The organism is Belnapia arida, from assembly GCF_016773205.1.
GTDB classification, from domain to species: domain Bacteria; phylum Pseudomonadota; class Alphaproteobacteria; order Acetobacterales; family Acetobacteraceae; genus Belnapia; species Belnapia arida.
On the sequence record NZ_JAETWB010000006.1, the window covers coordinates 46,987 to 66,698 of the forward strand.

The window sequence follows — 19,712 nt, forward strand, 5'->3', positions numbered from 1 at the left end:
GTCTGGTACCCTCCACCGGGGATTATGCCCCGGCGAGAGCCCGCTTCGCCACTTCGGCAAGGTAGCCGCTCGCCACCGGCAGGATGGCGTCGTTAAAGTCGTAGGCCGGGTTATGCAGTTCCCGTCCGCCCTCGCCCGGTCCGTTGCCGATCCAGACGAAGGCGCCCGGCACCTCCTTCAGGAAAAAGGAGAAATCCTCCCCCGTCATCGCCGGCGGCAGGTCCCGCCGCACCTTGGTCACCGCGCCGGCGGCGACGGCCGCCAGCTCCCGCTCGGCCGGGTGGTTCACCGTGGGCTCGACGCCGACCTTGAACTCCACCTCCGCCTCCAGCCCGAAGGTCGCGGCGATGCCGGCCGCGATTCGCCGCATGGCGGCCTCGATCGCCTCGCCCGTCTCCGGCGTCAGCCAGCGCGCCGTGCCCTTCAGCACGGCCTGGCGCGCCACCTGGTTCTGTGCCTCGCCCGCCTCGGCGACGGTCACGCTGACCACCGCCGCCTGCATCGGGTCGATGTTGCGGGCGACAATGGATTGCAGGGCGATGATGCAATGCCCGGCGCCGACCATCGGATCGCGCGTCAGGTGCGGCAGGGCGGCATGGCCCGCATGGCCGGTCAGCACGATCTCGAAGCGCGCACCGGCGGCCATCACCGGCCCCTCATGCACGGCGACGGTCCCCGCCTCCAGCCCCGGCCAGTTGTGCCAGCCGAAGATGCGCTCCATCGGGAAGCGCTGGAACAGCCCGTCGGCGATCATCGCCCGCGCCCCGCCGCCCCCCTCCTCGGCCGGCTGGAAGACAAGCTGCACGGTCCCCGTCCAACCCTGGTCCTGCTGGAGCAGCGCGGCGGTGCCGAGCAGCGCGGCCGTATGCCCGTCATGGCCGCAGGCATGCATCACGCCTGGGAGGGTGGAGCGGTAGGGCAGTGCCTCGTTCAGCTCCTGGATCGGCAGCGCATCCATGTCGGCCCGCAGCCCGACCGAGCGGTTCGATCCCCCGCCTTGCGCCCCCGGGCCCCGCCGCAAGGTGGCGACCAGCCCATGCCCGCCGACCCCCTCGGTGACCTCGATCCCCATCTCCCGCAGCCTCGCCGCGACGAAGGCGGCCGTTTCCCCCTCATGCAGGGTAAGGCCCGGATGGGCATGCAGGTGGCGGCGCCACCCGGCGAGCGTTTCAGCAAGCGTCTGGTCCATGCGAGAAGCCTAATCCCCCCTATCTCCAGAGGGAACCCTGAGCCCGGAAGTTGCTTTCGCCCCCGTGCTGTATCGATTGCGCCGCATCCCGATCATTCTTGCCCTGCTGCTTGCGCCCATGCTCGTCCCTTGGTCGCAGGCGCAGGAGCCGGACCCGGCCGTCCTCCCCTACACGGTGGAGATTGCGCCGAGCGGCGATTCCAGCCTGGACGCCTCTCTTGCCGCGGTCTCCCAGCTCGTGGCACTTCGGGGGTCGGCGCCGACCAGCGCCGGCGGGGTGATCGGCCGCGCCCAGGGCGACCGCGAGCGGCTCCAGCAGGCGCTGCAATCCGAGGGCTATTGGGGCGGCAGCACGCAGGTCAGCATCGCCGGCCTGCCCCTCGCCGACCCCAACCTGCCCGCCCGGCTCGAAGCCCCGGCGGAGAAGCCCGTCCCCATCCGCATCACGGTCGAGAAGGGCGAGCCCTACCGCATCCGCACCATCGCCATCCGCGCGACGGAACCGCGGGATCAGCCCGCCCTCGACGCCGCGGCAGCCCGGCCCTTCGGTCTTGCCCCGGGCGATGTCGCCCGCGCCGAGCCGGTGCTGGCCGCCGAGCGCACCCTGCTCGACCGCCTGCTCACCGCCGGCCATCCTCTCGCCACCATGGCCGGGCGGGAGACGGTGGTGGATCATGGCGCGAAGACGATGGAGATCGCCTGGCGCTTCGCCCCCGGCCCCGTCGCCCGCTTCGCCCCGCCCCAGGTCGAGGGCGCAGTCCGCGTCGATGCCGATTTCCTCCGCCGCCAGGCCGGTCGCATCACCGGCGAGGCCTACAGCCCCGACCGGCTGGAGCGGGCCCGACGCGAGCTGATGGCGCTCGGCCCCTTCGGCTCCGTCCGCGTCCGCGCCGCCGAGCGGCTGGATGCCGAGGGCCGTCTGCCCACCACCTTCACCGTCGCCGAGCGCGCCCGCCACGCGCTCGGCATCACCGCTGCTTACGAGACCAATTACGGTCCCTCCGTCCGCGTCTACTGGGAGCACCGCAACCTCTTCGGGGGGGCGGAGCGGCTCCGCGTCGAGGGCGAGGTGGCCCGCATCGGCACCGGCGGGGCGCTCAGTGAGATGACCTACCGGACCGGCGTCACCTATACGAGCCCCGGCGTCTTCGGCCGCGACCTCAACCTCATCGCCAGCATCGGCGCGTTGCGCGAGCGGTTGGAGGCGTATGACCGCGATGCCATCACGGCATCGCTGCTCTTCGAGCGACGCCTTTCCGAACGGTACACGGTCCGCGCCGGCCCAACCGTCGATCTCGGCTCCTCCGGCCCGCCCGACGGCAAGCTGAGCCCCTATCAGATCGTCGGCGTCCTCTTCGGCGGCCGCTACGACGGTACCGACAGCCTGCTCGATCCATCGAAGGGCTACCGGCTGGAGGGCAGCATCAGCCCCTCCTACAGCATCCGCGACGCCCAGCCCTTTGCGCCGACCCGGGTGACGGCCAGCACCTACTGGGATGTCTTCGCCGACCGCCGCAGCATCCTTGCGGTGCGCGGCACCATCGGCTCGCTGCTCGGCGCCGACCGGGACAGCGTGCCACGCCACATCCGCTACTATGCCGGCGGCGGCGGCTCGGTCCGCGGCTTCGACTACCAGTCGATCGGCCCGCGCGACGAGCAGGGCCGCCTGACCGGCGGCGCCAGCCTGCTCGAGACCAGCGTGGAGTGGCGGCAGAAGGTCTGGGGCGACATTGGCGCCGTCGCCTTCGTCGATACCGGCACGGTCGGCACCGGCTCGCTGCCCGATACCTCGAACCTGCGGGTCGGCGCCGGCCTCGGCCTTCGCTACTACACCCCCATCGGGCCGATCCGCGCCGATGTCGCACTGCCGGTGGTGCGGGAGCCGCGCTCCTCCGGCTATGGGCTTTATGTCGGCATCGGCCAGGCCTTCTGACCATGCGCTGGCTGAAATGGCTCCTCGGCGCCCTGGCGCTGCTGATCCTCCTGCCGGTGCTCGCCGTCATCGGTGCCCTCGCCTGGATCAACACCGAGAGCGGCAGCGCCTTCCTCGCCCGCCAGGCGGAAGGCTTCGTCCCGGGCCTTCACATTGAGGGCCTGCACGGCCCGTTGCCCGGCCATCTCGGCTTCACCCGCCTCGCCTATGCCGATGCCGCGGGCGAATGGGTCGTCTTGGAAGACGGGCGCATCAATCTCGACCTGAAGGCGCTGCTCTCCCGCACCCTCCGCGTCGAGCGCGTCGAGGCGGCGCGCGTCGCTCTCGCCCGCCTCCCCGCCGGCGGAGAGACGGCGCCCGCCGAACCGCAGCCTCCGTCCGACACCGTGCTTCCCCACCTCCCGCAACTCCCGGTCGCGGTGGAACTGAACCGCCTCGCCATCCAGCGCATTGAGCTGGCGCAGCCCGTCCTCGGCCAGGCCGCCGCCTTCGCGCTCGACGGCGAGGCCCGCCTCGCCGCCGGTGACCTCACCGCGAAACTCGATCTCAAGCGCCTCGACGCCCCGCTGACGGCGGCGCTGACCCTCGCCCTCACCCCCGGCGCCGACCGCCTCGCGGCCCGCCTGACGCTCGATGAAGCCCCGGGCGGCCTCATCGCCGACTTCATCCCGCCCTCCGAAGGCGGCTGGGACAACGCCCCCCTTCAGGTCACCCTGAACTTGGACGGACCCGCCTCCGGCGCCGCCCTCGACCTCAAGGCCAGCCTCGGCCAGCAGGTGGCGCTGAGCAGCAGCGGCACCGTCCGCGCAACGCCCGATGGTCGCTACGGCGCCACCCTCCAGGGCGAGGCCCGCGCCGGCCCCCTCCTGCCGGAGACGATCCGCCCGCTTGCCATCCCCCTCGCCTTCGCCCTCGATGCCGACCTGCCGCCCGATCAGCGCTTGGCACTGCGAAAGCTGGAGCTGACCCTTCCCGCCGGCCGCGTCGCTGCCAGCGGCACCGCCGATCTCGGCACCGAGGCCCTCGACCTCCGCCTCGACCTCGCCCTGGCGGCGAGCACCCGCTTCGGCCCCCTGCTCCCCGCCGGCCTCGCCTGGCAGGGCCTCACTGCGGAGGCGCATGTCACCGGCACTATGGTGAAGCCCGCCTTCGCCCTGACTGCGACGTCCGAGGCCCTGGCGACCGGCGTGCCCCAGGCCGATGCCGTGCTCGGCCCGGCACCGCGCCTCGCCCTTAATGCCGCTCTGCCCGGCCCGGCCTTCGACGCGACGCTCGACGCCGCCAATGGTCGCCTCGCAGCCAAGGGCACGGTCGCCGAGCCGATCGCCCTCGACGCCACCCTTTCCCTCCCCCGGCTGGAGGTGCTCGGTGCCGGCTCCGAGGGCGCGCTGGAGGCGACCGTCCGCGCCACCGGTAAGCTTGGCGACCCCGACCTCACCATCTCGGCCCATTCCGGCCGGATCGCCGCCGCCGGGCGAGTGCTGGAGGGCCTTGCCCTCGACGCCCAGGTCGCTACCCCCGCCTCCGCTCCGCGCGGCACCGCCCAGCTCCGCGCGACGCTGGACGGGCTGCCCGTTGCCCTCGACTTCCGCGGCCGCCCGGACGGTCAGGCGGTGGAAATTGAGGCTGCCGAGGCACGCCTCGGCCCCGCCCGGTTCACCGCCACCGGGCGCCTCGACACCACAGCGAAGCTCTTCGCCGGCACCGCCCGGCTGGAAGCGGCCGACCTCGCCCCCTTCGGCCGCCTCGCCGGGCTCGCGGGCCTTGCCGGCCGCCTCGCCCTTGATGCAACGCTGGATCCACGCGACGGCGTGCAGGGCTTCGACCTCAAGCTCGACGTCCCCCGCCTCGCCTATGCCGGGCAGCAGGGCAACCTCGCCGCCACCGTCGCCGGCACTCCTGCCGCCCTCGATTGGACGGTTCGCGGCAAGACGACCCAGGGCGAACTCTCGGGCCGCGGCCGCCTTGCCGCCGCGGCGGGCGCCTACCGCCTCGACCTCGCCGCCCTCCAGGCCGAGGCCCAGGGCGAGACCCTCCGCCTCAGCACCCCCGCCCGCATCACCTATGGCGCCGATGGCGGCATCGACATCTCCAACCTGGCACTCGCCATCGGAAATGGCGGCCGTGTCCAGGCCGCCGGCCGATGGGGGCCGGAGCGGACCGACCTCGGCGTTACCATTGCCGCGCTCCCCCTGGCGCTGGCCCAGCGCTTCGCCCCCGACCTCAAGCCGCAGGGCATGATCACCGGGGAGGTCCGCGCCACCGGCCCGGTCGCAAGGCCCGAGATTCGCGCCCGGCTGAACGGCACCGGCATCGGCCTTGGCGCCGACTGGGCCCGGGGCCTGCCGACCGTCACGCTCCGCGCCGAGGGCAGCATGGTGGGCACCGCCACCGAGGCCCGCGCCGAGATCGCCGCCGGCCCTGCCGGAACCGTTATCGCCACCGCCCGCCTGCCGCGCGGCTTCGACCTGGACTCCCCCCTTGTCGCCAGCCTCGACGGGTCGCTCAATCTCGCCCCGCTCGCCGGCCCCTTCCTGGCCGCCGGCGCCGACCGCGTTGCCGGCCGTCTCGCCCTCGCGCTCAGGGTCGAGGGCAGCCTCGGCACCCCACGCCTCGGTGGCCGCGCCACCCTCACCGGCGGCGACTACCGCAACCCGACCACCGGCGTCCGCCTCTCCGAGATCGGCGGCATCATCACCGGCGAGGGCACCCGCCTCGTCATCGAGCGGCTGGAGGGCAAGACCCTGGGCGGCGGCACCATCGGCCTCCGCGGCAACATCGATGCCGGCGCCCCCGGCCTGCCCGCCGACCTCGTGCTAACCGCCCGCAACGCCCGCCCCGTCGCTTCCGACCTCGGCACGGCGACCATCGGCGCCGACATCACGGTGAAGGGCCCCATCACCGGCGGCGGCACCGTCGCCGGCGAGGTGCGGATCGAGCAGGCCGAACTCCGCGTGCCCGAGAAGCTGCCCGCCAACGTCCCGACCCTCGCCAATGTCCGCCAGCGCGGCCGCCTGCCGCCCGGCGTCATCCCCCCGGCGCCGCAGCCCACGACCAAGTCCGGCCCGCCCGCCGCCGCCGCGCCGCCACTGAACCTCGCGGTGAAGGTCAGCGCTCGCCGCGTCTTCATCCGCGGCCGCGGCCTCGAGGTGGAGATGGGCGGCGCCATCAACGTCGGCGGCACCGTCGCCGCCCCGGTCCCGTCCGGCAGCCTCAACCTGGTCCGCGGCACGCTCAACATCCTGACCCGCACGCTGACCTTCAGGCGCGGCACCATCGGCTTCAACGCCGGCACCGTCGTCCCGCAGCTCGACATGGCGGCGGAAGCGACGGCCAGCGCCACGACCATCACCGTCAACGTGACCGGCCCGGCCAATGCCCCTCAGATCGGCTTCACCTCCACCCCCGAGCTGCCACAGGACGAGGTGCTCGCGCGCCTGCTCTTCGGCCGCGCCACCAGCAACCTCTCGCCCTTCGAGATCGCCCAGATCGCTGCCGCCGTCGCCCAGCTCACCGGCATCGGCGGCTCCGGCGGCGGCCCGCTCGACCGCGTCCGCAGCGCCCTCGGCCTCGACCGCCTCGGCGTCAGCGGCGCCCAGGGCAATACCGCCGGCGCCACGGTCGAGGCCGGCCGCTACGTCGCGCCCGGCGTCTTCCTTGGCGTCCGCCAGGGGACGAATGGCGGCCAGACCGGCGTCGGGGTCCAAGTAGAGATCACCCCCCGCATCAAGGTCGAGGGGCAGACCGCGACAGGCCCCGCCGGCGACCGCATCGGCCTCTCCTACGAGCTGGAATATTGACGCTCTGAGTCGCAGCGACGTGATTAACCGTCCTGATGCAGCCGATAGTAACGCGGCTTATATTCACCGGCGTGACTACCGCCCCGAATGATGACCTCCTCCTCCTGTTGACCGATGTGGCGCGGCTCATCCGCACCATGGCGGACCGTGTCGCCCGCGCGCATGGCATGACCCGCGCCCAATGGGTGATCCTGGTCCGGCTGCGGCGGCATGACGGCCTGACCCAGCGCGAGCTGGCCGAGCTGCTGGAGGTTGAGCCCATCACCGTCGGCCGCCTGGTCGACCGCTTGGCCGCACGCAACCTGATCGAGCGCCGCGCCGACCTGAGCGACCGCCGCGTGTGGCGCCTGCACCTGCGGCCCGAGGCGGCGCCGGTGCTGGCCGAGATCGACGAGGCCAAGGCCGCCTTCGACGCGACCACCACCCGCAACCTGCCCGAGGCCCAGCGCGCCGCGGTGCGTGATGCCCTGCTGCTGATGAAGTCCAACCTGCTGGCCGGCGAGACAGACGCCGACTTCGCTGCCTGAGAGTAGCCCCATGCCCGAAGGTTCGCTCCGCATCGAGAAGCCCGAGACGGAAGCCGGCCCCGCCCCGCCGAAGCGCCGCCGCTGGCTGCGCCTGGCACTGATGCTCGGCGGCGTCCTCGCCGTCGTCGCCGGCTCCGGCCTGTTTTGGCTGAACGGCGGCCGTTATGCCGGTACCGACGACGCCTATGTCCAGGCCGACCGGCTGATGCTGGCAACCGACGTCTCTGGCATCGTCCAGCGCATCGCCGTGCATGAGGGCGACCGGGTGACGGAAGGCCAGGTCCTGGTTCAGCTCGACTCCGCCCCCTTCCACCACGCCCTCGACCAAGCCCGGGCGCAGCTCCAGCAAACCTCGCTCAGCCTCGCCGCCATGCAGGCCGACTACCAGCGCATGCTGCGCGACGCCGCGGCGCAGGAAGCTGCCGTCACCCTAGCCCAGGCCACCTTCGACCGCGCCGCTCAGATCGTGAACAGCGGTGCCGTCACCCGCTCCGCCTATGACCAGGCACGCTACGGCCTGCAGCAGTCGCAGCAGCAGCTCGAATCGCTCCGCGCCCAGGCCAGGGTCCAGCTGGCCAGGCTCGGCGGCAAACCGGACCAACCGGTCGAGCAACACCCGGACTACCTCGAAGCCGCCGCCCGTCTCGCCGAGGCGCAGCGCCAGCTCGACCACACCACGCTTCGCGCGCCCTTCGCCGGCACCGTGACGCAGGTCTCGACGCTACAGCCTGGCCAGTACCTCGCGGCCGCCTCACCCGCCTTCGCCCTTGTCTCCTCCGATCGCATCTGGGTGGACGCGCTGCCGAAGGAGACCGACCTCACCCATGTGAAGCCGGGCGACACCGCGACCGTCACCATTGATACCTATCCCGGCATCACGTGGAAGGCCGTGGTCGAGAGCATAAGCCCTGCCTCGGGCTCCACCTTCAGCGTGCTGCCGGCACAGAACGCCTCGGGCAACTGGGTGAAGGTGGTACAGCGCATCCCCGTCCGCATCCGCGTCGAGCCGCAAGACGGCGCGCCGCCGCTACGCGCCGGGATGAGTGCCGTCGTCTCCATCGACACCGGCCACGAGCGGCATCTGTCCGACATCTTCTAGTTCTCCCCACGACACCGCTGCGCGACGTCCCGGGAGCCCCACCAGGTCAGACATTCCAATGAGCGAGCAAGCGGTGCCGCATCGCGGCATCATCACCGTCTGCGCCATGGTGGCGACGCTGATGCAGGCGCTGGACGGCACCATCGCCAATGTCGCCCTGCCCTACATGCAGGGCGGCCTGGCCGCGACCTCTGACCAGATCACCTGGGTGCTGACCAGCTATATCACCGCGGCCGCCATCCTGACCGCGCCGGTCGGCTTCCTCGTCACTCGCTTCGGCAGGCGCGCGGTCTTCCTCGCCTCCGTCGGCGGCTTCACCCTCGCCTCCGTCGCCTGCGGCGCGGCGCAGTCGCTCGAGCAGATGGTGGTCTTCCGCCTGTTGCAGGGTGCCTTCGGCGCCGCGCTGGTGCCGCTCAGCCAATCGACCATGCTGGACATCTACCCGGCAGAGCAGCGCGGCTCTGCCATGGCGATCTGGGGCATGGGCGTGATGGTCGGCCCGATCCTGGGCCCGACCCTCGGCGGCTACCTGACAGAGAATCTGAACTGGCGCTGGGTCTTCTACGTGAACCTGCCCTTCGGCATCCTGGCGCTGCTCGGGCTGATGTTCTTCCTGCCAAAAGGTGAGTCGCGATCCGGCCGCCGCTTCGACTGGTTCGGCTTCGGCGTCCTGGCGCTCGGCGTCGGCGCCCTGCAGATCATGCTCGACCGCGGCGAGCTGCTGAACTGGTTCGGCTCCACCGAGATCATTGTGGAAGCCGTGCTCGCCGGGCTCGGCCTCTACCTCTTCCTTGTCCACATGACGACGGCGGAGCGTCCCTTCATCCCGCCGCGCATCTTCCGCGACCGAAACTTCGCCGCTGGGCTCGGCATCATGTTCGCGGTCGGCGCCATCCTCTTCGCCACCTCGGCCCTGCTCGCGCCCTACCTGCAGACGCTCGGCAACTACCCGGTCTTCACCGCCGGCCTGGCGATGGCGCCCCGGGGCTTGGGCACCATGGCCGCGATGTTCGTCGCCGGCCGGCTCGCCAGCCGCTTCGACCCGCGCAAGGTCATGGCGATTGGTGTGCTGATCCTTGCCTGGACGCTCTGGGAGATGACCGGCTGGACGCCCGATGTCTCGATGCGGACGCTGGTCACCGCGACCATCCTCCAGGGCGTGGGCCTCGGCTTCGTTTTCATCCCGCTGAACCTCGTCGCCTTCGCGACCCTCGACCCGGTGATGCGCACCGACGGCACCTCGCTCATCAGCCTGCTGCGCAACCTCGGCAGCGCCATCGGCATCTCGGCGATGTCGGCCATGCTGACGCGCAACACGCAGATCGTGCACTCCGACCTGGCGATGCATGTCTCGCCGCTGAACCGGGTCTTCGACATGCCGGCGATTCACCGGTGGTGGGACCCCTCCACCATCCCCGGCGCCGCGCTGCTGAACCAGGAGATCACGCGCCAGGCCAGCATCATCGCCTATGCCGACGACTACTGGCTGCTGATGATCCTGGCGCTGGCGATGCTCGTCCTGCTGCCGCTGATGAAGCGCCCGCCCAAGGCCGCCGCGCCCGACCCGGCGCATGCGGCGATGGACTGACGCAGCATGGGCGGCGGCCCTACTCGGCCGCCGCCGCCTCCATCACCTTCTCCCAGGCCGGGTTTACCAGCGGGCACCCGGCCCCGAGCCGCGCCCGCGCCGCGTGGTACTCCCGCCGCCACCGCGCTACCACATCGCCCGCCGGCTCCACCGCCTTCACCGCGCCGATCCCCTGCCCGGCGCCCCAAATGTCCTTCCAGCGCTTCTTCCGGTCGGAGCTGAAGTCCATCTTGCTCGGGTCGCTTTGCGGCAGGTTGTCGGGGTCGAGGCCGGCCCGCCTCAGGCTCGGCTTCATGTAGTTGCCGTGCACGCCGGTGATGAGGTTGGTGTAGATGATGTCCTCCGCCCCGCACTCCAGCATCATCTGCTGATAGTCCGTCTGCGCCCGCGCCTCCTGCGTGGCGATGAATGCGCTGCCCGCATAGGCGAAGTCGGCGCCGAGCGCCTCCGCCGCCAGCACGCTCCGCCCGTTGGCGATGGCACCCGACAGCGCGATTGGCCCGTCGAACCAGGCCCGCGTCTCCTGCACGAAGCCGAAGGGCGAGAGCGCCCCCGCATGCCCGCCCGCGCCGGCGCAGACCAGCACCAGCCCGTCGGCGCCCTTGTCGACCGCGCTATGGGCGAAGCGCTGGTTGATCACGTCGTGCAGCACGTAGCCGCCATAGGAATGCACCGCCTGGTTCACCTCCGGCCGCGCGCCGAGCGAGGTGATGATCAGCGGCACCTTGTGCTTCACGCAAATGGCAAGGTCATGTTCCAGCCTGTCGTTCGACTTGTGCACGATGAGATTGATGGCGAATGGCGCCGCCGGCCGGTCCGGATGCCGCGCATCATGCGTCGCAAGCCTTTCCTTGATCTCGATCACCCATTCTTCGAACTGCTCTGCCGGCCGTGCATTGAGCGACGGCATGGCGCCGATGATCCCCGCCATGCATTGTGCGACGACGAGGTCGGGGACGGAGATGATGAAGAGCGGCGAGCCGATGAGCGGCAGCGAGAGCCGGCCCTTCAGGAATTCGACGAGCGACATGCGGGGCTCCTCCTTCAGCGCTTCTTCAGCACATTGGCCATGATGGCCTGGGTCTCGGCGGTCTGGAGCTGCGCGGCGAGGATAGTCCTCTCCTCCTCCATCCGCTCGAGCAGGATGGCATGGTGCTGCCGCAGCAGCCGCCGGGTCAGCCGCATCGCCTCGGGCGGCTTCGCCGCCAGAACAGCGGCCGTCGCCCGCGCATTCGGCAGCAGCTCTGCGCGGTCCATGATGCGGTTGACGAAGCCCATCTCCCGCGCCGCCTCGGCGCCGAAGAACTCGCCGAGCAGCATCAGCTCCGCCGCCTTCTGCCGCCCCACCATCCAGGGTACGATCATCGAGGAGCCAAGCTCCGGCACCAGCCCGAGATCGACGAAGGGCATGCGGAACCGCGCCTCCGGCGCCGCATAGACGATGTCGCAATGCATCAGCATGGTGCAGCCGATGCCGATGGCGAGGCCAGGTACCGCGGCGACGATCGGCTTCTCGTAATTCGCCAGGCCGTAATAGAAGCGCTTGCTCGGCGGCGGGGCGTTGGGGTCCTCAGGCGTGCGGTTCTGGAACTCGCCGATGTCGTTCCCGGCGCAGAAGACCTCGCCCGCGCCGGTCAGCAACAAGCAGCGCACGGCGGGGTTAGCAGCACTCTCCTCGATCGCCGATGCAAGACCGGCATACATGGTCCGCGTCAGCGAATTCTTCTTCTCCGGCCGCGCGATCACCACGGTGCAGACCCCATCGGCAACCGAGACTTCGATGTTCTCAACTGCGGCGCCTGAATGCTGCGTTTTTAAAGGTTTGGCGTCGGCGTTCGGCATGGCTTCGTACCTCCCATTGGTACCCAAGCACATCCCTCGTCGTTGCACAAAAGGCCCCAACCGCCCGGACCCTCAGCGGGGGTGCCTAAGATGCTTTTGGGAGAAGGCTACGGGTTTCGATAGTTGCTAAATCTACTCTTCACGAATGGCGCGGATCGTGATCCGCTCGCCCCTGTTGGGAAGCAGGCCGGGACGACGTCCGCGGTCGGAAGCGCAGCTCCGACACGCACGCCACCGCCCAGCGGCACGTTCACATAAGCTGGTGCAGTCGTTACCCTCGAAGGTTGGACAGCCTGAGGCGGGGGAAAGAGGTCATGGACCGTTGGCAGGCCATGCGGATCTTTGCGAAGGTCGCCGAAACGGCGAGTTTCGCGGAGACCGCCCGTCTGTTGCACATGAGCGCCCCGGCCGTGACCCGCGCGGTGGCTGCCCTCGAAGGAGCCATCGGCGCCCGGCTGCTGGTCCGCACCACCCGGTCCGTAAAGCTCACGGAGGCGGGCAGCCGCTACCATGAAGACTGCCGACGCATCCTTGCCGATATCGTCGAGGCGGAGGCCGCGGCTGCCGGCTCCTACGCGACGCCGTCCGGCACCCTCACCGTGACGGCATCCGTCCTTTTCGGCCAGATGCATGTGCTGCCCATCCTGACCGACTACCTCGACAGCTATCCGACCATGTCGGCGCGGACGCTTTTCGTCGACCGTCCTGTCAGCATCGTCGAGGAAGGCATCGATGTCGCGGTCCGCATCGGGCATCTCTCGGATTCCGGGTTCACGGCCGCCAGGGTCGGCACGGTCCGACGCGTCATCTGCGGCTCGCCCGCCTACTTTGGGAGGCATGGCATCCCGGCGACTCCGCAGGACCTGAAGCACCACCGCATCGCCATGTCGACGGGCGCCTGGGCGTCGCCGGAATGGAGGTTCTCGCAGGATCAGCGCGTGACGGTCCATCCCGTGCTGCAAAGCAATACGAACGAGGCCGGCATCGCCGCTGCCCTGGCTGGCTGGGGGCTGACGCGGGTCCTTCAATACCAGATCGGCCCTGCCCTGCTCGAAGGCCGCTTGCAGGTCGTACTCGCCGACTACGAGGAGCCGCCGCTGCCCATCCACGTCTTGTATCCCGAGGGACGTCAGGCGCCGGCGAAGGTGAGGACGTTTGTCGACCTGGCGGTGACGCGGTTGCGCGCGAACAGGCTGCTCAACTGAAGACCGCCTGACCGAGATCCCGGCGGCCTTGGCGGAGTGCGGCGTGGCGCTGGTCTTCGCTCGGCAGGCGGTTGGCAACGTCGCGCAATCTGGGAGAGGTGAAAAAGAAAGGGGAAAGGCTTTGCCTTCCCCCTTACAACACCTTCAAAGCATGGAAGCTTCCGCTGCTTCCAGCGCATCCTTACCGCGAGTAGAACTCGACGACCAGGTTGGGCTCCATCTGCACCGGATAGGGCACGTCGGAGAGCTTCGGAGCCCGGACGAAGCGGCCACGCATGGCGCGGTGGTCGATCTCGATGTACTCTGGCACGTCGCGCTCGCCGTTCTGCACGGCGTCGAGCACGACGGTCATCTGCTTCGACTTCTCCTTCACCTCGATCAGGTCGTTGTCCTTGACCTGGTAGGAAGAGATGTTGAGGCGCTTGCCGTTCACCAGCACATGGCCATGGTTCACGAACTGCCGCGCCGCGAAGGGCGTGACGGCCAGCTTCATGCGGTAGACCACGCAGTCGAGCCGGCGCTCGAGCAGGGCGATGAGGTTCTCGGAGGTGTCGCCCTTGCGGCGCACCGCCTCCTCGTAATACTTGCGGAATTGCTTCTCGCCGATATTACCGTAATAACCCTTCAGCTTCTGCTTCGCCATAAGCTGGACGCCGAAGTCCGTCGGCTTCTGCTTGCGGCGGGCGCCATGCTGGCCAGGGATGGTCTCGCGCTTGTTGATCGGGCTCTTGGCCCGGCCCCAGAGATTGACCCCAAGGCGGCGGTTGATCTTGTACTTGGATTCGAGGCGCTTGGTCATAGGCTCATGCGTTCCGCCCCGGTTTCCGGATGCGGCCTTCCGCTAGCGATGTTGTCCCGGTAGGCCCAGGCCCGGTACGGGCAAGGGCGGGCGCGCAGCGATCCAAGTTCCCTTGGGCTGCGTCCACGTTCCCAGGAAGAGGCGGGCCTATAGAAGCGGAGGGGGTAGCTTGTCAAACCCTCGCTTCGGGGCCTAATGCCCATCCCATGGTGACACGTGCGGAAGTCCTCATCCTCGGCCTGACCGCCGGCGTGGTCGGCAGCCTCGTCGGCGGGCTTATGCTCGGCATCGGCCTCGGCCTCGTTGTGCAGAACGTGCATATGGGCTGGCTGCTGGTGCTGCCCGCGGCACCGGTGGCAGGCCTCCTCGGCTATGCCCTGGCCCGGAAGCTGGCGAATCGGCTGCCGAAGCCGCAATGACCGCAATCGGGAGGCCAGACGATGCCCGGCCATGACCTCGTCGCGCTTTGGGAAGCGCATTGCCGCTACGAGTTCGAGACCCGCGACGTGGAGGCAACCATGGCGTCCATGGTGCCCGAGCCCTACGTGAATCACGTCCCGACCATGACCGGGGGCGTTGGGCATGACCAGCTCAAGCGCTTCTATAAATATCATTTCATCGGCGCCAATCCGCCGGATACCGAGCTGGTGCCGATCAGCCGCACCGTCGGCGAGAGCAGCATCGTCGACGAGATGATCTTCCGCTCCACCCATACCTCCGGCATCGACTGGATGCTGCCAGGCGTGCCGCCGACTGGGCGGCGGGTGGAGGTGGCGCTCGTCGCCATCGTGCAATTCGCAGGCGACAAGCTGGTGCACGAGCACATCTACTGGGACCAGGCTTCGGTGCTGGTGCAGGTCGGGCTGCTCGACCCGAAGGGCCTGCCAATCGCCGGCGCCGAGGCCGCGCGCAAGGTCGTCGACAAGACCCAGCCGAGCAATGCGCTGATGGGCCAGGACTGGGCACGGAGCGAGAGCAGGCCGATCTAGTCTAGGTCCGGCCGCCCCCGCCGCATCCGCCCTTGGGACAACTCCGTCACCACGCCATGAAGGGTGCGGAGTTCCTGCTCCGTCACCTCACCGCGCTCGAACCAGTGGCGGAGGTTGCGGACCATGTTCGCCCGCTTCTTCTCCGGCTCGAGAAAGCCTGAGGCGTCCAGCTCGCCGATCAGCCGGTCGAGGAAGGCCTCGAGCAATCCCTTGCTGGCGACCGTCGTGCCGTTGGTGACGAGGCGGCGGGAGGGCGTCGTCTCGCGGGCCGTCCACCACTCATAGGCGAAGATCATCACCGCCTGGGCGAGGTTCAGCGACATATGCGCCGGGTTCAGCGGGTAGCGGACCAGCGTGTCGGCATGGGCCATGTCGTCGGCCTCGAGGCCGGCGCGCTCCGGGCCGAAGAGCACGGCGCAGCGCAGGCCACGCTCGTTGACCTCCCGCACATCCTCGGCCGCGGCGCGGGCGGTGCGCAGCGGCTTGATCATGTGGCGCGGGCGCGGGCAGGTGGCGAACACGCGGTGGCAATCGGCGATGGCGCTCGGCACGTCCGGGAAGACCTGCACGGCATCGAGGATGGCATCGGCGCCGGAGGCGGTGCGCCAGGCGCGGTCCTGCGGCCAGCCATCGCGCGGCGCGACCAGGCGGAGGTGGAAGAGCCCGCCATTCGCCATGGCACGGGCGGTGGTGCCGATATTCTCGGCGAGTTGCGGGCGGACGAGGACGACGACGGGGCTCTCGCCCGGCGCCGGTTGCAGCTTCGCCGCCGGCTTGCCGCCGCGGGTCCAGGCATCGGGCACCACGCGGTGGATGCCGAGGGCGAAGGCGAGCGGCGCATGCAGCCGCCACCCCTCCCCTGCCCGCTCGGCGACCAGGGCGAGCGGCTCCTCCGGCATGTCGGCCTCGAGCGCCGCGGCCAGTTCGGCGGCGAGCGCCCGGTACTCGGCGATGGGCTGCCCCGCCGCCGCTGCGAGGGCCGCCTCGGTCGCGGTGCAGCCCGGCGCGTCGAGATGGGCGCGGAACCAGGCGCGCTTCGGGTCGGTCAGGGCGATGCGCTTCAGCGCATCCATCCAGTCCTCGGCGGAGTGGCTCACGCCCGCCGCCAGGTGGTGCCCTGCGGGCCATCCTCCAGCAGGACACCCTTGGCCTTCAGCGCGTCGCGGATGCGGTCCGCCTCGGCGAAGTCCCGCGCCTTGCGGGCGGCAAGGCGGTCGGCGATGGCCTGCTCCACCCACCCCGTATCTTCGCCGCCGCGCAGCCAGGCCTCGGGGTCGGAGGGGTGCAGGCCGATCAGCGCGGCGGCCTCGCGGAAGGCCTCCGCGGCAAGGCCGGCGACGACAGGCCAGGGCTTGCCGATGCGGTGCAGCACCGAAGTCGCGCTCCCGCCGACGCTGGCGACGTTTTCCAGGGTACGCAGGTCGCGCAGCCGGGCGAGTGCCAGCGGCGTGTTGAGGTCATCGAGCAGCGGCTCCAACGCCCAGTCCACCATGGCATCGCGCGTCATCTTGTGCCCATCGGCTGGCGCCACGGCGCGGGCGAGCATGGCATAGCCGTCGTCCAGCTCCGCCTTCGCCTCATCCAGCCCGGCGAAGGTGAAGTCGAGGTCGGCGCGGTAATGGGTGCGCAGCAGCAGCAGACGGAAAGCCTCTCCAGCCCAGGCTCCGCGGGCCAGGATGTCGCGCACGGTGAGGAAGTTGCCGAGCGACTTCGACATCTTCTCGCCGTCGACGCGCAGCATGCCGTTGTGCAGCCAGACATTCGCCATCCGCGGCGTGCCGAAGGCGCAGCGGCTCTGCGCCAGCTCGTTCTCATGGTGCGGGAAGATCAGGTCATGGCCGCCGCCATGAATGTCGAAGACCTCGCCCAGCGCCTGCCAGGACATGGCCGAGCACTCAATATGCCAGCCGGGCCGGCCGCGGCCCCAGGGGCTGTCCCATCCGGGCGTTGCCTCGTCCGAGGGTTTCCACAGCACGAAGTCGCCCGGGTCCCGCTTGTAGGGCGCGACATCGACCCGTGCGCCCGCCACCAGCTCATCCGGGCTGCGGCCGGAGAGCGTGCCGTATTCCGGGAAAGAGGGCACGCTGAACAGCACATGGCCCTCGGCGGCATAGGCATGGCCACGGGCGATCAGGCGCTCGATAAGCGCAATCATCGGCGCGATGGATTGCGTCGCGCGCGGCTCCTCATCCGGCGGCAGGGCACCAAGCGCCGCCATGTCGGTGTGGAAGTCGGTCGTGGTGCGGGCGGTGATGGCGCCGATCGGCTCGCCGCTCTCGGCCGCGCGCGCGTTGATCTTGTCGTCCACGTCGGTGACGTTGCGGACATAGGTGAGGCGCGGATAGAGCCGCCGCAGCAGCCGGGCGAGCGTGTCGAAGACCACCACCGGCCGCGCATTCCCGAGATGCGCCAGGTCGTAGACGGTTGGGCCGCAGACGTAGAGCCGCACATGGCCGGGATCGATCGGCACGAATTCCTCTTTCGTGCGTGTCAGGCTGTTGTGCAAGTGGAACTGGGTCATCGAGGGGTCCGTCGTCGCAAGGGGGCACGCAGCCGAGGCCGCGGGTCGGGCCCGCGGGCGGGGAGATTCAGCAGCGGCAGCGACAGGCCTTGGACATCGCTGACATTCTAGGCCGGCCGCAGCCGGAAGCTCAACCCTCCGCGCCGAGCTTCAACCGCAAAGCCGCCCGCTCCCGCCCGATCAGCGGCAGCAGGACCTTGAGGTCGGGCCCATGATCCTCGCCGGTCAGCGCCAGGCGGAGCGGCAGGAACAGCGCCTTGCCCTTGCGACCGGTGGACTGCTTCAGCGCCTCGGTCCAGACGCCCCAGGTCGCGGCGTCCCAGGGCTCCGGCGGCAGGGCAGCGAGGGCGGCTCGGAGGAACTCCCCCTCCCCCGGCTGGACCGGCGGGACGATGCTGCCGCGCACCACCTCGAACCAGGGCTTGGCCTCGCCGAGCAGGTCGAGGTTGCCGCGCACCGCAAGCCAGAAGTCCTCGTCGGCGCCCGCAGGAAGCTGCGCCCTTACCGCCTCGAAGGGCAGCTCATGCAGGTGCTTCCGGTTCAGGGCGAGCAGCTGCTGCACGTCGAACCGCGCGGCGGAGCGGGAGATGGCGGTCAGCGCGAAGCCCGGCACCAGCTCCGCCGGCATCCCGGGCGCCGGGTCGGTCGAGGTGCCGAGGGCGGCGAGGTAGCCGGCCAGCGCCGCAGGCTCCACCCCGTCGCGGCGGAGCTGGCGGAGGGACAGGCTGCCGAGGCGCTTGGAAAGCGGCCCGCCATCCGCATCGGTCAGCAGCGGCAGATGGGCGAAGGAAAGCGCCTGCGGCCGGCCGCCGAGTGCCTCCCAGATATCGAGCTGCACGCCCGTATTGGTCACATGGTCCTCGCCGCGGATGATATGCGTCACCCGGCTGTCGAGGTCGTCCACCACCGAGGTGAAGGTATAGAGCGGCGAGCCATCGGCGCGGATCAGCACGGGGTCGGAGAGGCTGGAGAGCTTCACCGCGCGCCGCCCGAGCACGCCATCCTCCCACTCGCGCTGGAGGCCGCTCAGCTTGAAGCGCCAATAGGGCCGCTTGCCATTGGCCAGCGCCCGCTCGTACTGCTCCTGCGTCATTTTGAGGGCGCCGCGGTCATAGAGCGGCGGCCGGCCCTGCTTAAGGCGAAGCTCCCGCTTGTAGCGCAGCTCTTCCTCGCTCTCGAAGCAGGGGTAGAGATGGCCGGATGCCTTCAGCCGCTCGGCCGCCGCGGCATAGAGCGGCAGGCGGTCGGACTGGCGGAAGCTCTCGTCCCAGTCGAGGCCGAGCCAGCGGAGGTCCTCCTGCAAGGCCTCGGCATACTCCGCCTTGGAGCGCTCCAGGTCCGTATCGTCGAGCCGCAGCAGCACCGTGCCGCCGCGCTGCCGGGCGAAGAGCCAGTTCACCAGCGCGGCGCGGGCATTGCCGACATGCAGCAGTCCGGTCGGCGAGGGGGCGAAGCGGAGCTTCATGCCCGGTGGCCCCGCGGCTCGAGTATCAGGTAGTCGGTCTCCGCCTTGCGGCAGGCGGGGGTGGCGATGCCATGCGCCGCCCAGGCCTCATGGTTGAAGCCGGGGGTGCGGGCATATTCGCCGAAGCTGCGATACATCTCTCTCAATTCCTCGGCGGAGCCGGTCTCGGCCCGCAAATCCTCGATCTGGGCGCGGATGAAGCGGCGGGCATACTCCGCGGCGGCCTCCGCTCCGGCGACGCCCTCGACCGTCCACCCCCCCATTCGGCCGTTCCTTGTCCGGTTCGCCATAATCCCCGCAGCGAATGGCGTGAAGGCTCACCCTTCCTCCTCGTCCGTCTCATCCTCGTCCCGGCGGGGGTCGAGGGCACGCCAATTCCGGTCCTCGGCATCGCGCACCGGCTGGGCGGCGAAGTCGGCAAGTTCCGTGGCGCTGGTCCAGGCCTGCTCGCCGGCACCCTGCACCTCGGCATCCTCGCCGAAGGCGAACCAACTGGCGATCACCTCGTCCGGCGTCATCCCGGCGGCGCGGGAGCGCTCCAGGCTGTCTCGCACGTAGCGGCGGGCGAAGGCATTGGCATGCTCCAGGGTGCGGAAGCCGGTGACGGTCTCGACCGGTTCGGAGCCGTTGGCACCCGAGAGGTCCATGATCCGCACCGAAAGCCCGGTCTGGAGGAATGGGTTCGGGCGGAAGATGGGGTCGTCGCTCATGGCCGGAAGCTAGGGACGGGGCCGGCCAGGGTCAACGCGGCCGCC

Annotated in this window: 17 protein-coding genes; 8 read left to right on the plus strand and 9 right to left on the minus strand. The window is 70.2% G+C overall.

Going from position 1 to position 19,712, the window contains the following annotated elements; all coding sequences use genetic code 11:
- Nucleotides 1-22: 22 nt before the first annotated feature.
- Nucleotides 23-1,189 carry an amidohydrolase gene (locus tag JMJ56_RS14710; protein WP_202832527.1) on the minus strand — a complete coding sequence of 389 codons (1,167 nt, stop codon included), beginning with the start codon at nucleotides 1,187-1,189 and terminating at the stop codon, nucleotides 23-25.
- 64 nt (nucleotides 1,190-1,253) lie between these two features.
- Between JMJ56_RS14710 and JMJ56_RS14715 the strand changes: the two genes are divergently transcribed.
- From JMJ56_RS14715 to JMJ56_RS14735, 5 genes are read left to right on the plus strand one after another with little or no spacing between them, the layout of a single operon-like run.
- Nucleotides 1,254-3,122 carry an autotransporter assembly complex protein TamA gene (locus tag JMJ56_RS14715; RefSeq protein ID WP_202832528.1) on the plus strand — a complete coding sequence of 623 codons (1,869 nt, stop codon included), beginning with the start codon at nucleotides 1,254-1,256 and terminating at the stop codon, nucleotides 3,120-3,122.
- A 2-nt stretch (nucleotides 3,123-3,124) separates the two neighbouring features.
- Complete coding sequence (locus tag JMJ56_RS14720; protein WP_202832529.1) at nucleotides 3,125-6,922, plus strand: translocation/assembly module TamB domain-containing protein; 3,798 nt, start codon at nucleotides 3,125-3,127, stop codon at nucleotides 6,920-6,922.
- 35 nt (nucleotides 6,923-6,957) lie between these two features.
- A complete protein-coding gene (locus tag JMJ56_RS14725; RefSeq protein ID WP_202832530.1) occupies nucleotides 6,958-7,449 on the plus strand; it encodes a MarR family winged helix-turn-helix transcriptional regulator in 492 nt (163 codons plus the stop codon).
- Nucleotides 7,450-7,459: 10 nt separating this feature from the next.
- On the plus strand, nucleotides 7,460-8,548 hold the full coding sequence (locus JMJ56_RS14730) for an HlyD family secretion protein (protein ID WP_202832531.1): 1,089 nt from the start codon (nucleotides 7,460-7,462) through the stop codon (nucleotides 8,546-8,548).
- A 58-nt stretch (nucleotides 8,549-8,606) separates the two neighbouring features.
- Nucleotides 8,607-10,136, plus strand: a complete 1,530-nt coding sequence (locus JMJ56_RS14735) for a DHA2 family efflux MFS transporter permease subunit (protein ID WP_202832532.1) — start codon at nucleotides 8,607-8,609, stop codon at nucleotides 10,134-10,136.
- Nucleotides 10,137-10,155: 19 nt separating this feature from the next.
- Here JMJ56_RS14735 and JMJ56_RS14740 read toward each other — a convergent pair whose 3' ends face one another.
- Both JMJ56_RS14740 and JMJ56_RS14745 read right to left on the minus strand, forming a co-directional pair.
- Nucleotides 10,156-11,166 (minus strand): NAD(P)H-dependent flavin oxidoreductase, encoded by a 1,011-nt coding sequence (locus tag JMJ56_RS14740; RefSeq protein ID WP_202832533.1) that lies wholly within the window; start codon nucleotides 11,164-11,166, stop codon nucleotides 10,156-10,158.
- Nucleotides 11,167-11,180: 14 nt separating this feature from the next.
- Nucleotides 11,181-11,978, minus strand: a complete 798-nt coding sequence (locus JMJ56_RS14745) for an enoyl-CoA hydratase-related protein (protein WP_202832534.1) — start codon at nucleotides 11,976-11,978, stop codon at nucleotides 11,181-11,183.
- Between the two features lie 284 nt (nucleotides 11,979-12,262).
- Between JMJ56_RS14745 and JMJ56_RS14750 the strand changes: the two genes are divergently transcribed.
- Nucleotides 12,263-13,183, plus strand: a complete 921-nt coding sequence (locus JMJ56_RS14750; protein ID WP_236037785.1) for a LysR family transcriptional regulator — start codon at nucleotides 12,263-12,265, stop codon at nucleotides 13,181-13,183.
- A gap of 181 nt (nucleotides 13,184-13,364) precedes the next feature.
- On the opposite strand, the gene rpsD is transcribed toward JMJ56_RS14750, so the two are convergent.
- Nucleotides 13,365-13,982, minus strand: a complete 618-nt coding sequence (gene rpsD / locus JMJ56_RS14755; protein ID WP_043364559.1) for a 30S ribosomal protein S4 — start codon at nucleotides 13,980-13,982, stop codon at nucleotides 13,365-13,367.
- Between the two features lie 206 nt (nucleotides 13,983-14,188).
- Between rpsD and JMJ56_RS14760 the strand changes: the two genes are divergently transcribed.
- Together JMJ56_RS14760 and JMJ56_RS14765 are read left to right on the plus strand one after the other, a co-directional pair.
- A complete protein-coding gene (locus JMJ56_RS14760; protein WP_043364560.1) occupies nucleotides 14,189-14,401 on the plus strand; it encodes a hypothetical protein in 213 nt (70 codons plus the stop codon).
- 21 nt (nucleotides 14,402-14,422) lie between these two features.
- Nucleotides 14,423-14,971 carry an ester cyclase gene (locus tag JMJ56_RS14765; protein WP_202832535.1) on the plus strand — a complete coding sequence of 183 codons (549 nt, stop codon included), beginning with the start codon at nucleotides 14,423-14,425 and terminating at the stop codon, nucleotides 14,969-14,971.
- On the opposite strand, the gene JMJ56_RS14770 is transcribed toward JMJ56_RS14765, so the two are convergent.
- The 5 genes from JMJ56_RS14770 to JMJ56_RS14790 form a co-directional block, all read right to left on the minus strand.
- Nucleotides 14,968-15,732, minus strand: coding sequence for an RNA methyltransferase (locus tag JMJ56_RS14770; RefSeq protein WP_236037800.1), 765 nt, complete (start codon nucleotides 15,730-15,732; stop codon nucleotides 14,968-14,970). The genes JMJ56_RS14765 and JMJ56_RS14770 overlap by 4 nt on opposite strands.
- 332 nt (nucleotides 15,733-16,064) lie before the next feature.
- Nucleotides 16,065-17,492 carry a cysteine--tRNA ligase gene (gene cysS / locus JMJ56_RS14775; protein WP_202832536.1) on the minus strand — a complete coding sequence of 476 codons (1,428 nt, stop codon included), beginning with the start codon at nucleotides 17,490-17,492 and terminating at the stop codon, nucleotides 16,065-16,067.
- A gap of 130 nt (nucleotides 17,493-17,622) precedes the next feature.
- On the minus strand, nucleotides 17,623-18,957 hold the full coding sequence (gltX, locus tag JMJ56_RS14780; protein ID WP_202832537.1) for a glutamate--tRNA ligase: 1,335 nt from the start codon (nucleotides 18,955-18,957) through the stop codon (nucleotides 17,623-17,625).
- Nucleotides 18,954-19,220 (minus strand): hypothetical protein, encoded by a 267-nt coding sequence (locus JMJ56_RS14785; RefSeq protein WP_202832538.1) that lies wholly within the window; start codon nucleotides 19,218-19,220, stop codon nucleotides 18,954-18,956. Before JMJ56_RS14785 ends, gltX begins: the two co-directional genes overlap by 4 nt.
- A gap of 54 nt (nucleotides 19,221-19,274) precedes the next feature.
- Nucleotides 19,275-19,667 carry a hypothetical protein gene (locus tag JMJ56_RS14790; protein WP_202832539.1) on the minus strand — a complete coding sequence of 131 codons (393 nt, stop codon included), beginning with the start codon at nucleotides 19,665-19,667 and terminating at the stop codon, nucleotides 19,275-19,277.
- Nucleotides 19,668-19,712: the final 45 nt, after the last annotated feature.

What these genes read in the sequence shown, in the direction of transcription:
- JMJ56_RS14720 (WP_202832529.1), top strand. Translation starts at nt 3,125, where the DNA reads ATGCGCTGGCTGAAATGGCTCCTCGGCGCCCTGGCGCTGCTGATCCTC.
- JMJ56_RS14785 (WP_202832538.1), bottom strand. Translation starts at nt 19,220, where the DNA reads ATGGGGGGGTGGACGGTCGAGGGCGTCGCCGGAGCGGAGGCCGCCGCG.
- JMJ56_RS14760 (WP_043364560.1), top strand. Translation starts at nt 14,189, where the DNA reads ATGGTGACACGTGCGGAAGTCCTCATCCTCGGCCTGACCGCCGGCGTG.
- JMJ56_RS14765 (WP_202832535.1), top strand. Translation starts at nt 14,423, where the DNA reads ATGCCCGGCCATGACCTCGTCGCGCTTTGGGAAGCGCATTGCCGCTAC.
- gltX (WP_202832537.1), bottom strand. Translation starts at nt 18,957, where the DNA reads ATGAAGCTCCGCTTCGCCCCCTCGCCGACCGGACTGCTGCATGTCGGC.
- JMJ56_RS14725 (WP_202832530.1), top strand. Translation starts at nt 6,958, where the DNA reads ATGCAGCCGATAGTAACGCGGCTTATATTCACCGGCGTGACTACCGCC.
- JMJ56_RS14730 (WP_202832531.1), top strand. Translation starts at nt 7,460, where the DNA reads ATGCCCGAAGGTTCGCTCCGCATCGAGAAGCCCGAGACGGAAGCCGGC.
- rpsD (WP_043364559.1), bottom strand. Translation starts at nt 13,982, where the DNA reads ATGACCAAGCGCCTCGAATCCAAGTACAAGATCAACCGCCGCCTTGGG.
- JMJ56_RS14745 (WP_202832534.1), bottom strand. Translation starts at nt 11,978, where the DNA reads ATGCCGAACGCCGACGCCAAACCTTTAAAAACGCAGCATTCAGGCGCC.
- JMJ56_RS14740 (WP_202832533.1), bottom strand. Translation starts at nt 11,166, where the DNA reads ATGTCGCTCGTCGAATTCCTGAAGGGCCGGCTCTCGCTGCCGCTCATC.
- JMJ56_RS14735 (WP_202832532.1), top strand. Translation starts at nt 8,607, where the DNA reads ATGAGCGAGCAAGCGGTGCCGCATCGCGGCATCATCACCGTCTGCGCC.
- JMJ56_RS14710 (WP_202832527.1), bottom strand. Translation starts at nt 1,189, where the DNA reads ATGGACCAGACGCTTGCTGAAACGCTCGCCGGGTGGCGCCGCCACCTG.
- cysS (WP_202832536.1), bottom strand. Translation starts at nt 17,492, where the DNA reads ATGACCCAGTTCCACTTGCACAACAGCCTGACACGCACGAAAGAGGAA.
- JMJ56_RS14790 (WP_202832539.1), bottom strand. Translation starts at nt 19,667, where the DNA reads ATGAGCGACGACCCCATCTTCCGCCCGAACCCATTCCTCCAGACCGGG.